The sequence below is a fragment of the Paenarthrobacter sp. AMU7 genome, assembly GCF_041200195.1.
In the GTDB taxonomy this organism is placed as follows: domain Bacteria; phylum Actinomycetota; class Actinomycetes; order Actinomycetales; family Micrococcaceae; genus Arthrobacter.
In genome coordinates, this window is sequence record NZ_CP165735.1 from 3,756,521 (window position 1) to 3,768,916 (window position 12,396).

At 63.1% G+C, this 12,396-nt stretch carries 9 protein-coding genes and 1 tRNA gene; 7 read left to right on the top strand and 3 right to left on the bottom strand.

The genetic code is table 11. The annotated features are described in order from the left end of the window. Positions 1-29: 29 nt before the first annotated feature. The 5 genes from ABQM86_RS17245 (at position 30) to ABQM86_RS17265 (ending at position 7,239) form a co-directional block, all read left to right on the top strand. Positions 30-2,333 (top strand): transglycosylase domain-containing protein, encoded by a 2,304-nt coding sequence (locus tag ABQM86_RS17245; RefSeq protein WP_280623499.1) that lies wholly within the window; start codon positions 30-32, stop codon positions 2,331-2,333. A gap of 2 nt (positions 2,334-2,335) precedes the next feature. Beyond that, positions 2,336-3,283 carry a metallophosphoesterase gene (locus ABQM86_RS17250; RefSeq protein WP_280623500.1) on the top strand — a complete coding sequence of 316 codons (948 nt, stop codon included), beginning with the start codon at positions 2,336-2,338 and terminating at the stop codon, positions 3,281-3,283. Between the two features lie 152 nt (positions 3,284-3,435). After that, positions 3,436-5,235: an ABC transporter ATP-binding protein gene (locus ABQM86_RS17255; RefSeq protein WP_207594597.1), complete on the top strand. Its 1,800-nt coding sequence runs from the start codon at positions 3,436-3,438 to the stop codon at positions 5,233-5,235. Further along, on the top strand, positions 5,232-7,064 hold the full coding sequence (locus ABQM86_RS17260) for an ABC transporter ATP-binding protein (RefSeq protein ID WP_369745082.1): 1,833 nt from the start codon (positions 5,232-5,234) through the stop codon (positions 7,062-7,064). Before ABQM86_RS17255 ends, ABQM86_RS17260 begins: the two co-directional genes overlap by 4 nt. Positions 7,065-7,162: 98 nt before the next feature. Continuing rightward, positions 7,163-7,239 (top strand) — tRNA-Pro (locus tag ABQM86_RS17265). A 122-nt stretch (positions 7,240-7,361) separates the two neighbouring features. On the opposite strand, the gene ABQM86_RS17270 is transcribed toward ABQM86_RS17265, so the two are convergent. Continuing rightward, positions 7,362-7,577, bottom strand: a complete 216-nt coding sequence (locus ABQM86_RS17270) for a hypothetical protein (RefSeq protein WP_026546560.1) — start codon at positions 7,575-7,577, stop codon at positions 7,362-7,364. Positions 7,578-7,704: 127 nt separating this feature from the next. Here ABQM86_RS17270 and ABQM86_RS17275 point away from each other — a divergent pair, with 127 nt between their 5' ends. After that, on the top strand, positions 7,705-8,970 hold the full coding sequence (locus ABQM86_RS17275; RefSeq protein ID WP_369745083.1) for a helix-turn-helix domain-containing protein: 1,266 nt from the start codon (positions 7,705-7,707) through the stop codon (positions 8,968-8,970). A 58-nt stretch (positions 8,971-9,028) separates the two neighbouring features. Here the strand turns inward: ABQM86_RS17275 and ABQM86_RS17280 are convergent, their stop codons facing one another. Then, complete coding sequence (locus tag ABQM86_RS17280; RefSeq protein WP_280623503.1) at positions 9,029-9,967, bottom strand: phosphoribosylaminoimidazolesuccinocarboxamide synthase; 939 nt, start codon at positions 9,965-9,967, stop codon at positions 9,029-9,031. 2 nt (positions 9,968-9,969) lie between these two features. Then, positions 9,970-11,328: a phosphoribosylamine--glycine ligase gene (gene purD, locus ABQM86_RS17285; protein WP_369745084.1), complete on the bottom strand. Its 1,359-nt coding sequence runs from the start codon at positions 11,326-11,328 to the stop codon at positions 9,970-9,972. 33 nt (positions 11,329-11,361) lie between these two features. Here purD and ABQM86_RS17290 point away from each other — a divergent pair, with 33 nt between their 5' ends. Continuing rightward, a complete protein-coding gene (locus ABQM86_RS17290) occupies positions 11,362-12,378 on the top strand; it encodes an asparaginase (protein ID WP_207594666.1) in 1,017 nt (338 codons plus the stop codon). Positions 12,379-12,396: the final 18 nt, after the last annotated feature.

Sequence of the window (12,396 nt, forward strand, 5' to 3'; positions counted from 1 at the left end):
GCCTAGCCCTTGACGGTAAAGTGGAAAACATGGTGACTCGCAAGAACCCACTATTCGACACTGCCACCACCCTCGGAAAGATTCTAGGTTTCCTCGGTGTGAGCGCGATTTGTGGCGTCCTGGTGGCGGGCCTTTTGGTCCCCGCAGCCGCCGTTTCGGGCAGTGCTGCCAGTGGTTCAATACAGTTCTTTGACACTCTGCCGGCGGAACTGCAGGTGGATCCGCCCAGCCAGAACACCACGATCCTGGCGAAGGACGGTACGCCGATCGCTTCGATCTACGCGGAGAACCGGACCAAGGTTCCCTTGGATTCGATGAGCCCGTTCATCAAGGACGCTGTCATCGCGATCGAGGACAGCCGTTTCTATGAGCACGGCGGCATCGACACCACGGGCATCATGCGAGCCATCGTCAGCACCGCCCGCGGCAACAAGCAGGGCGCGTCCACCATCACGCAGCAGTACGTGAACAACGTCATCAACGAGTCCCTGGTGGCGTCCGACCGTGAAGAAGACGTCAAGCTCAACGGTGGCGGCAAGGGCGTGGGCGACAAGCTCCGCGAAATGAAGCTCGCCATCGCGTTGGAGAAGAAGTTCTCCAAAGAGCAGATCCTTGAGGGCTACCTCAACATCGTCTTCTTCAACCGTGACGCCTACGGCATTGAAGCCGCCTCCAAGTTCTTCTTCAGCACCACTGCGAAGGACCTGACGCTTCCGCAGGCCGCCCTGTTGGCCGGCCTCGTGAACAGCCCCTCGGCCTTCGATCCCATCGCGAACCCGGACAACGCGCAGAAGCGCCGCGACCTGGTGCTCGCTGCCATGGTGAATCAGGGCAAGATCACGCAGGCCGAGTACGACGAAGCCGTCGCCACCCCGGTCACCACCAAGGTCACCCCGGCCCGTCAGGGTTGCGCTTACGCCACCATGGCGCCTTACTTCTGTGACTACGTCCTGCACCTTCTGTTCAACAACCCGGCGTATGGCGACACCACCGAAGAGCGTGTCAAGCGCGTCCAGCGTGGCGGCCTCACCATCCAGACCACCCTTGATCCGACAGCCCAGACCGTGGCCCAGCAGCAGGTTGATGCCACGGCCGGCGCCAACCCGGATAAGTGGGGCGCGTCCATCACCTCCGTCCAGCCGGGCACGGGCCAGATCGTCAGCATGGCCCAGAACACCGTCTGGCTGCCTCAAGAAGGCAAGTTCGATCAGACCCAGAACTTCAACGTTGACGTCCTGGACGCCAACGGAAATGACCTCAACGGCATCGGTGGCTTCCAGCCCGGTTCAACCATGAAACCCTTCACGTTCGCCCAGTGGCTGAACGAGGGCAAGTCGATGAACCAGAACGTCAACGCGAGCGTGCGAAAGTACGGAGTCAACTTTCCGTGGCGTAACACCTGTCCCACGCCAGTCAACGGTTTCTACGACGCCAACGTCTCAGGAAGCTTCGACCTTCAGAACTCGGACCTCGGTTACTACCGGAACATGACCGTCCTGTACGGCCTCATGAACTCCATCAACACGGCCACGTTTGCCTCCGCCGCCCAGGTGGACCTCTGCGGCATCCAGGGCATCGTGGACGCCACCGGCATCCACGGCGGACTGCCGACGCGCGATGACACAGGCAAGGTCACCGACCCGAACCCCAAGGTCCCGATGACCACACTGTCCAACCTGATCGGCGCCACCCAGACTGCGCCGCTGACCATGGCGGCTGCTTTTGCGACCTTTGCCGCTGACGGCAAGTACTGCGAACCGATCGCCATCACCTCGGTGAAGGACCAGTCAGGCGCTGAACTGCCGGCGCAGTCCTCCAACTGCAAGGACGCCGTGAAGCCCGAGGTTGCCCGTGGCGTGGCCTACGCCATGCAGGAAGTGCTCAACGCAGGATCGGGTTCGCTGATCCGCCCATCGCTTTCTACGAAGGGCAACTTCCCGGTTGCGGCCAAGACGGGTACCAACGACTCCAACGGCTCCACCTGGGTGGTGGGTTACACCACCGGCTTGGCCACAGCCTCTTGGTTCGGTGATCCGCTGGATAACCAGCTGCGCCCGGGCCGCAATCTGACCGTCAACGGCAAGTTCTACCCGGCCATCGACGGTTACATGATCGCCGGTCCGCAGTTCACCAACTACATGTTGTCGGTGGCTCCTGCCTACGGCACCAACCCCTTCCCTGCGCCGCCGTCCAACCTGCTGGGCACGGCGGCCCCGCAGCGCAACACCACGCCTGCGCCGTCCAATCCGAACCCCGCCCCGCCTTCCAATAACGGAAACGGCGGCAACGGAAACAATGGCAATAACGGCAACGGCAACAACGATAAGGACTAAGCGTGTCCTTCCGTGATTCACTGGCAAACCGCGTCCGCACCGTCGGGCGCGGTTTCGCCGTCACTACAGCTCTCGGTGCAACCGCCGGCGCAGCAGCCGCCGCTTATGGCTGGTGGGAGAAGGACCAATTTGAGGTCCGCCAGGAAACCCTGCCAGTCCTCCCCGAAGGTTCAGCACCGTTCCGGATCCTGCACCTCAGTGACATCCACTTCGTGCCGGGCCAGGACAAGAAAGCCCTGTGGCTTGAGTCGTTGGCTGAGCTGAAGCCCGACCTCGTGGTCAATACAGGCGACAACCTGAGCCACGCGAAAGCCATCGATCCCCTGATCCAGGCTCTGCGTCCGCTCTTGGAGTTCCCCGGCGTGTTCGTTCCAGGGTCCAACGACTACTACGCCCCGCGGATCAAGAATCCTGCCGGCTACTTCCGCGGACCGTCGAGGCACAAGAAGGACCCCATCAAGCTCGATTGGCCAAAGCTCCGCTCCGCGTTCGGGATGGGTGGTTGGATCGATCTGACCAACCGCGCCCAGTCGGTGGTCCTGAATGGACTCCGCTTCGATTTCTCCGGAGTGGACGATCCCCACCTCAAACGCGAACGGTACGCCGGTTGGCCCCGCGGAACCGTGAACCAGGATGCGCGCCGCCACCTGAAAGTCGCTGTGATCCACGCTCCGTACCAGCGCGTGCTGGACCACTTCACCGAGGCCGGAGCAGACCTCATCCTCGCCGGCCACACGCACGGCGGCCAGATTTGCATCCCCGGCTACGGCGCTTTGGTCTCCAACTGCGACCTCCCCACGTGGCGCGCCAAAGGCCTCCACGACTGGGAAAGCAAGGAATTCACGACGCCGGTGAACGTCTCCGGTGGCATCGGCACCTCGCGTTTCGCGCCAGTCCGGATCGCCTGCCGCCCTGAAGCAGTGCTGCTCACCCTCACGGCACGCAGCTAAACGCCGAGAGATCATTACGATCCCTAATAACTGGGTCAAACATTTCACCGACTTTGCGTGGTCCTGTGAAACGAATCACGCCATGGCATAGGGTAGTTGCTACGGGAAACTACCTCCGCACCATCTGAAGATCCAGCTGTTGAGAAGCGGGCATGTCCAAGCAAACGTCATTTTTCACCTCCGTCGGCCGGCTGTACCCTCATGTGCGGCCCATCCTCCCCCGCCTGTTCATGGGCCTGATCTGCGCCTTGCTCGCGAGCATTGTTGCGCTGACGATTCCGCAGGTACTGCGTGTCCTCGTCAACAACTCCTTGCAGCCGGGCGGTTCCACGGACGCAGTCTGGATTGCCGCCGTCGTGATCCTTGCGTTGGGCGTGGCTGAAGCGGGTCTGGTGGCATTGCGCCGGCAGTTCGTTATCAACCCGGCCACCACGGTTGAGACCAGGATGCGCGTGACCCTGTACGGCCACCTGCAAGAGCTCACCGTGGCGTTCCACGATCGCTGGGGCTCGGGCCAACTGCTCTCCCGCGCCATGACGGACCTGAGCTTCCTGCGCCGTTGGATGGCGTTCGGCGCCATCATGCTGGTGGTCACGACGCTGACGGTCATCATCGGCGTCGGCGTGATGTTCTCCATGAGCTGGCAGTTGGCGCTGATCTTCCTGGCAGCGGCCGTTCCGATCATGATCAACTCCTTCCGTTTCCGCCGCCGCTTCAGCCTGGTCACCCGCCTCAGCCAGGACCAAGCCGGCGACCTCGCCACCACCGTGGAGGAATCCGTCCACGGCATTCGCGTGCTGAAGGCTTTTGGCAGGAGCCGTGAAGCACTGGAAAATTTCAACGGCCAGGCCGAGGAACTCCGTCAGACCGAGATCGCGAAAGCCAAGCAGCAGGCCGGCTTCACGCTGGTGGTCACGCTGCTCCCGGAACTTGCCCTGGGCGTCGGGCTGGTGGTGGGCATCATGCTCGCTGCCAGTGGCCAGCTGAGCATTGGCTCGTTGGTCGCCTTCTTTGCCACAGCCGCGGTAGTAGCCACTCCCGTGGAATTCTCGGGCATGCTGCTGGCCATGGCTCTGACCGCGAAGACCGCACTGGACCGTCACTTCGAAGTCATGGACACCGAAAACACCATCACCTCGCCGGTTCACGCGAAGGTACCGGAGACCGTGCAGGGCGCCTTGCGCTTTGAGCACGCTGGCTTCGGGTTCGAGGACGGCGGTTCGCTCCTCCACGATCTCACCCTGGATATCCGTCCCGGCGAGACCATGGCCCTGGTGGGTATCACTGGCAGCGGCAAGAGCGCCATGCTCCAGCTGGTCCCCCGCCTCTACGACGTGACCGAGGGCGCTGTGACGATCGACGGCGTGGATGTCCGCGACTACGACATTGACGAGCTTCGCAGGATCGTCGCCGTGGCCTTCGAGGACACCACGCTGTTCTCCAGCTCAGTGCGCGACAACGTCCTCCTGGGAGCTCCCGATCCCAGCGATGCCGCTTTGGACGAGGCCTTGGATGTGGCGCAGGCCCAGTTCGCCTACTCGTTGCCCGATGGCGTGGACACGCTGATCGGTGAAGAGGGATTGAGTTTATCCGGCGGCCAGCGCCAGCGTATTGCCTTGGCGCGGGCCATCGCGGCCAAGCCGAAGGTCCTGGTACTTGATGATCCCCTGTCCGCGTTGGACGTGAACACCGAGGAACGAGTGGAAGCCCGTCTACGGGAGGTTCTCCGCGAGACCACCACTTTGATCGTCGCGCATCGCCCATCCACTGTGGCGTTGGCGGACCGGGTGGCGTTGCTCGAAAACGGCACCATCACCGCCGTCGGGACCCACACGGAACTGTTGGCCGAAAACGACCATTACCGCTACGTCATTGCCAGCCTGGACACCGGTCCCAAAGACCTGGACACCGAACTGGACGAGCTCGAAGAAGCTGAGGAGGCCCGCCGGTGAGTGCCACAACGTTTGGAACCGCCAACGAGGACAACACGCTCCTCACCAAAGCAGACAGCAAAGCCGTACGACGCCGGTCGCTCACCTTGCTTGCCTCGCTCATCCGCCCTGTGCGGTTGCGTTTCTGGCTGACGATCGTGATGGTGGTGGTCTCGCAGCTCACCCGGGTTGCCGGTCCGGCGCTGATCGCCTTTGGCATCGACAACGCCCTCCCGGCGTTGCAGGCGGGTGACAACGGGCCGCTGGTACTTGCGGGTGCCCTGTATTTGGCCGCTGCGATCGCTACCGCCGGCATGACTGCGCTGTACGTGACCTCCACGGCTAGGCTCAGCCAAGCCATGCTCCTGGATCTCCGGCTCCGCGTCTTCCGGCACACCCAGCGGCTGAGCTTGGAATTCCACGAGAAATACACGTCCGGGCGCATCATTGCCCGGCAGACCTCGGACCTTGAAGCACTCCGCGAACTCCTCGATTCCGGTGTCAGTTCCCTGGCGTCCGGCATGCTGTTCATGGTGTTCACCGCTTTTACGATCTTTGCGCTCGACTGGCGCAGTGGACTGATCGTCCTCGGCGCCGGCGTCCCCATGTTCTTCCTGGCCCGCTGGTACCAGAAGCACTCGCAGATCGCGTTCCGTGAATCCCGGGTGGTGTCCGCCCGCTTGATTGTGCACTTCGTGGAGACCATGACCGGCATCCGCGCTGTGAAGGCCTTCCGCAAGGAGCCTGAGAACGCTGAGCGTTACGGCGAGTTGGCTGAGGATTACCGCAAAAACACCGTCCGCTCCATCAACCTGAACGGCATTTTCCAGCCGGGCCTGGTGCTGATCGGCAATGTTTGCGTGGCCGTGGTCCTGCTGTTCGGTGGATTCCGGGTGCTCAGCGGTGACCTCGCGGTCGGTGTGTTGCTCGCATTGATCCTCTCCACCAAACGCTTCTTCCAGCCCGTGGACCAGATGGCCATGTTCTACAACTCCTTCCAGAGCGCCCAGGCCGCACTGGAGAAGGTATCCGGGCTCCTCGAAGAAGTTCCCACGGTCCGCCCACCCAAGAACCCGGTGCCGCTGAAGAGTTCCCGGGGCGAGATCGATTTCAAGGGCGTGGAGTTCGGCTACGGCGACGGCAACCTGGTTGTTCCCAGGATGGATCTGCATATCCCGGCCGGACAGACCATTGCGCTGGTGGGACAGACAGGGGCCGGCAAGTCCACGTTGGCCAAGCTCGTGGCGCGTTTCTACGACGTCACGTCCGGTTCGATCAATCTGGATGGGGTGGATCTCAGGGACTTGTCCACCACCGACCTCCGCCGAGCGGTAGTAATGGTGACCCAGGAAGCATTCCTCTTCAGCGGTTCCGTGGCGGACAACATCGCGTTGGGCCGGCCTGAGGCTTCACGGGCCGAGATCGAGGCTGCTGCAGCCGCTGTGGGAGCCCACGAGTTTATCGTGAGCCTCCCTGAGGGCTACGACACGGACGTCAATAAGCGCGGTGGGCGCGTGTCCTCAGGCCAGCGCCAGCTCATTGGTTTCGCCCGGGCCTTCCTTGCCGCGCCGGCCGTGCTGATCCTTGACGAAGCAACGTCCTCGCTGGACATTCCGTCAGAGCGGATGGTTCAGCAGGGACTCGCCCAGCTCTTGGAAGGCGTGGCCGGCGGGAACTCCGCCCGCACCGCGATCATCATCGCCCACCGGCTCTCCACGGTAGAGACGGCCGACAGGGTTTTGGTGGTCCATGACGGACGCATCGTGGAGGATGGGACGCCAGCAGAATTGATCAGCGGAGGCGGGCGGTTTGCCCAGCTGCACGGGGCCTGGCGGGACTCGTTGGTGTAGCTCCCCTTGGCCGGCCGCTGTGAGGAGCGACACCTACCCTCCGATTTCGCATCACGGGACGTTTCGGCTATTCTTGAACAGTTGCTTTCGCAGCGGATCGGGATGTAGCGCAGCTTGGTAGCGCGCTTCGTTCGGGACGAAGAGGTCGCAGGTTCAAATCCTGTCATCCCGACCAAACAAAGAGGGTCTTCCATCTGGAAGACCCTCTTTTGTGTTTCCCCTGCCTTTACCGATGGGCAAAAGAAAACCCCGGAGCATCGCTCGTCACGCTCCGGGGTTTCTTTTACTACAATTGATTTACATGGGGTCCGGCCAGTTGCCGATGGACATCGGCGTGTACGTGGTGTCCGTTGACTTGGTCGGCGCCGCTACGCGCATAGGATCGGGCCAGTTGCCAATAGCACTGACGGTGCTGGAATCGGCTGCGGGAGCAGCAGAGACCACACCGGGAGCCGCGACTGCGAAAGTCAGTGCGCCCGCCACGGCCACTGAAGCGATGATTTTCTTGAACATGATGTAGTACCCCAATGCGAGTCGGATTCGTTACGGAAATTGCACGGTCCCTGTTGACATACATTGTAAAATGTTTTCCACAGAGACTGTCAAGGTTTTGGTCAAAAGACACCTGTAGGAGGCACCCGTGGGAAACGGATTCGGCGAGAAGCTACGTGCCGAACGGCTCGAACGTGGGTTGACGCAGGCAGAGCTCGGCAAAAACCTGTATTCGCCCAGCTACATTTCGCTGCTGGAAACAGGCCGTCGCGAACCAACGGCTGAGGTCATCGAAGAACTGGCGCGCCGGCTCGAACTCGCGCCCAAAGCCTTGGAAGCGTGGAGCCAACCCGTTTCCGTGAGCGACGCAGAGTACGTCCTCGCCGGACTCTACGCCCGACAAGCCTGGGACCTCCGCGACTACCAACTCGCTGCCAGCCACGCCGCCACCGCCGCGCAGATCGCCCTTGAGGCCAAGAACAACAGCGCCTGGTGGAACATGACGTACATGCAGGCCGAATGCGTCATGAAACAAGGGCAGCTGAAGGAATGCCAGCAAATCGTTGAGCACCTCCTGGAGCACCCTATGGCCACCGAATCCGCCGGCTTGGGAGTGCGCGCCTGGCAGATGCTTGCCGCGGTGTGTCACGGACAAGGTCAGCTGGCCACCGCCGTCGAGCATGCCAAGCAAGCCGTCAAACTCAGCGAACAGCTGCCCAAGGGTTCCACTCTCATCATCGGCGCGCACCGCGCGCTGATTGGTGCACTTGCCGAGAGCGGCAAGCTTGATGAGGCCTGGGAGTATTGCCTGGCCATGATCGAGCACATGGACGAGCACTCCATGTCCCAGCTCGCCGGCGAGGTGGCATGGGTGGTAGGCAACGTGGCCTTCATGCGCCACGACTATGTGGAGGGCATCAAGCACCACGAGCGCGCGGCCAAGCTCCTCTCCCCCGCCAACGACATCGAACTGTGGGCCCGCTTCAACAAAGCCTCCGCAGCGGTCCGCCTATCCTCGGGGATCGTGGAGCCTGAAACCCTTTCCGCCATTGAACGTGCGGAACTCGCGCTGTCCATTGTGGGCGGAAACAAGACGGATCAGCTGGAGGTTGCCTTCATTCGCGCCCGCTGGCTGTACCTGACCGGCGACATTCCGGCCGCCGTCGAAAAGCTCCGCGAAATCCATGCAGACCGCAAGGTCCTGGCCCGCCACACTGCCGGCGAAGTCTCGCTGTTGCTCGGGAAGTCACTGAAAGCCGCCGGCGAAGCCTCTGAGGCCCTCCAGTTCCTGGAAGAGGCCCAGCACGACTTCAGCGCGGCAGGAGCTTCAGACAGGGTCCAGCAGGCAATGGACGCCGTGCTGGAGATCCGACTGGCTGAGCGCCGTGCGGCGAAGGAGCACTCGGAAGCGTAGCCCGCTTCAAAGCATAACTGCCCCGGACCAGACGGTCCGGGGCAGTTTGCGTTAACGCTTAGGCGAACGTACGGCCGGTGAGTTTCTCGTAAGCCTCCACATAGCGGGCGCGGGTGCGCTCTACAACCTCGGCGGGCAGGGCCGGCGGCGGCGTGTCGGAGGACTTGTCCCAGCCGGACTCGGCGGACGTCAGCCAGTCGCGGACGTACTGCTTGTCATAGGAGGGCTGCGACTTGCCCGGCGCGTACGTGGACGCGTCCCAGAAGCGCGAAGAATCCGGGGTGAGGACTTCGTCGCCCAGCGTGATGATGCCAGTGGCCGCATCAATGCCGAACTCCACCTTGGTGTCGGCCAGGATGATGCCCCGTTCGCGGGCGATCTCCTCGGCGCGGGTGTAGATCTTCAACGTCAGCTCGCTGAGGCGTGCGGCGATATCATCGCCCACCATGGCCACAACGTCGTCGTAGGTGATGTTGACGTCGTGTTCGCCCACCTCGGCCTTCGCCGACGGCGTGAACAGCGCCTTGTCCAAGCGGGAGCCGTCCACGAGGCCTTCGGGCAACGGAATCTCGCAGACCGTGCCGGATTCCTTATACTCCACCAGGCCGGAGCCAGTGAGGTAGCCGCGGGCAATGCACTCCACCGGGAACATGTCCAGCTTCTTGCAGATCATGGCCCGGCCCTCGACGGCGGCAGGAACGCCACCGTCAACCGTGGACGCCAGCACATGGTGCTCCACGTCCAACTGGTCGAACCACCACAGGCTCAGCTGCGTCAGGACGCGGCCCTTGTCCGGAATTTCGCTGCTCAGAACATGGTCGTAGGCGCTGATACGGTCGCTGGCCACTACCAGGACGCACTCTTGGCCGATCTTCTCCGTGATGGCTTCATCGGCCGGGATATAGAGGTCGCGGACCTTGCCGGAGTAGACGTGCGTCCAGCCCGGAAGCTCCAGGGTCTCCGTTTCGAACCCGCCGGTGGGGAGTCCTTCAGTCATGCCTAGGCCTGCACTTTCGGGATGGTTCCGGTGGCCGTGTGCGGTACGCGGATTTCACCGCGGGCGGCCTTGCCACCGATGTCCGTGCGGAACTGTGAGCCTTCAAGCTGAACCAGCTCCACGCCGTCGTACGCTTTTTCGCGCGCTTCCACCAGATCGGAACCAAGCGCGACAACCGCAAGGACGCGGCCGCCTGCGGAGACCACCTTGCCTTCATCATCCAGCTTGGTGCCGGCGTGGACCACGTGCACGCCGTCCAGCTCATCAACCTTCTTCAGCCCGCGGATGCGGTCACCCGTCCGGGGTGCGTCCGGGTAGTTTTCGGCGGCTACGACGACGGCGACTGCTGTGTCCTTGGACCAGCGCAGCTCCTCGGCGGTGTCCAGTTCGCCCTTGGCAGCTGCCAGCAGCAGCGCGCCGAGCGGCGTCTTGAGGCGGGCCAGGACAGCCTGCGTCTCGGGATCGCCGAAGCGGACGTTGAACTCGATGACTCGGGTTCCGCGGGAGGTCAGGGCCAGGCCGCAGTAGAGCACGCCGACGAAGGGGGTGCCGCGGCGGGCCATCTCGTCCACGGTGGGCTGGGCCACGCGGTCGATGACTTCCTGGACCAGGCCTTCGGGAGCCCACTCAAGCGGGGTGTACGCACCCATGCCGCCGGTGTTGGGGCCTTCGTCGTTGTCGAAGATGCGCTTGAAATCCTGCGCCGGGGACAGCGGGACAGTGGTGCGGCCGTCGCAGAGGACGAACAAGGAAACCTCGGGGCCGTCAAGGAATTCCTCGATCACCACGGTTCCACCGGCGTCGAAGCAAGCCTGCGCGTGGGCCAAAGCCTCCGCGCGGTCCTTGGTGACCACGACGCCCTTACCTGCGGCAAGGCCGTCGTCCTTGACGACGTGCGGCGCGCCGAACGTGTCCAGGGCGTCAGCAGCTTCCTCGGCGTTGGTGGCCACGCGGGCCATGGCCGTGGGGACGTTGGCTTCGGCCATGATCTGCTTGGCGAAAGCCTTGGAAGCCTCCAACTGGGCAGCTTCCTTGCTGGGACCGAACACCGGAATGCCGGCTTCGCGGACGGCGTCGGACACACCGGCAGCCAGCGGCGCCTCGGGTCCTACCACAACCAGGTCCACGCCGAGCTTGGTGGCGAGGGCAGACACGGCTTCCGGGTTGTTCCCATCAACCGCATGGGTGGGAACGAGTTTGCTGATGCCCGCGTTGCCCGGGGCCGCGTGGACCTCGGAAACGTTGGGATCTTCAAGCAGAGAGCGGACAATGGCGTGTTCGCGGCCGCCTGGGCCAATGACGAGTACCTTCACAGTCCTCAAGGGTACTTTGTGAAGGGCGCGCGGCCTAAGCTGTGTCATTCACCGGACCTTGCTGCGCCCTAGACTTGGCTTATGCCCATGAGTTCGCATGAAACGTTCAGCGTTGAGTCCGCGGTGGAACTGGCAGTGATCGAACGAAGTGGCTTTATAGAGTCCCGGCACATCGGCGCGGCCGTTGTTCTCGCCGGCGACGGCTCGGTGGTCACCCGTCTCGGTGACATCGATGCCCCCATCCTCGCCCGCTCCACTCTCAAGCCCTTCCAGGCCCTGGCCTCCATGCAGTCCGGCGTGCCCCTGCGTGGCGCACAGGTTGCTGTTGCCTGCGGCAGCCACACCGGGTCCCTGGATCACATGGACGTTGTGGAGGGAATGCTCAAAGCGGCTGGAGTGAAAGAAGAGAACCTCCAGTGCCCCACCGCCTGGCCGCAGGACGAGACTGCCCGAAACTGGCTGGTCCGGTCGGAGCGGGGCCAGTCCAAGCTGGCCTTCAACTGCTCCGGCAAGCACGCCGCTTTCCTCTGGGCCTGCACCGAAAACGGCTGGGACCTGCGCAGCTACCTTGAGCCGAACCACCCGCTCCAACAGAGGGTCCGGTCCGTCATTGAGGAATACAGCGGCGAACCCATCTCCCACCTGGGGATCGACGGGTGCGGTGCCCCTGTTGCCGCCATCTCGTTGACCGGCATTGCCCGCGCCTATTCCCGGTTGGCCAAGTCCCCGGGGGATAAATCCTCCAACGCCCGGGCTGCCACCATCGCCACCTCCATGCTGGACTACCCCTGGGCCGTCCAAGGAACGGGCGAGTCCAACACCATCGTCATGGAAGAACTTGAGGTCCTGGCGAAAATCGGCGCCGAGGGCATTCTGGTCCTGGCCACGTCCACCGGCGCAACGGTGGCCGTGAAGATGCTGGACGGGAACCTCCGCGCCACGTCCTTGGTGGGACTCACCCTCTTGGCCGTGAGCGGAGCCGTGGACATTCCGGCCGTCTCCAACGTCCTGGAACGAGTAGTGGAGCCCGTCCTCGGAGGCGGACGCACCGTGGGCAAAATCCGGCTGGGCCACGCCGTCTCGGCCCTGCTCGACTAGTACTTCAGAGGAGAAAAC

Excerpts from the sequence above, each read along its gene's own strand:
- ABQM86_RS17245 (WP_280623499.1), top strand. The coding sequence starts at position 30 with ATGGTGACTCGCAAGAACCCACTATTCGACACTGCCACCACCCTCGGA.
- ABQM86_RS17280 (WP_280623503.1), bottom strand. The coding sequence starts at position 9,967 with ATGACTGAAGGACTCCCCACCGGCGGGTTCGAAACGGAGACCCTGGAG.
- ABQM86_RS17255 (WP_207594597.1), top strand. The coding sequence starts at position 3,436 with ATGTCCAAGCAAACGTCATTTTTCACCTCCGTCGGCCGGCTGTACCCT.
- ABQM86_RS17290 (WP_207594666.1), top strand. The coding sequence starts at position 11,362 with ATGCCCATGAGTTCGCATGAAACGTTCAGCGTTGAGTCCGCGGTGGAA.
- ABQM86_RS17270 (WP_026546560.1), bottom strand. The coding sequence starts at position 7,577 with ATGTTCAAGAAAATCATCGCTTCAGTGGCCGTGGCGGGCGCACTGACT.
- purD (WP_369745084.1), bottom strand. The coding sequence starts at position 11,328 with ATGACACAGCTTAGGCCGCGCGCCCTTCACAAAGTACCCTTGAGGACT.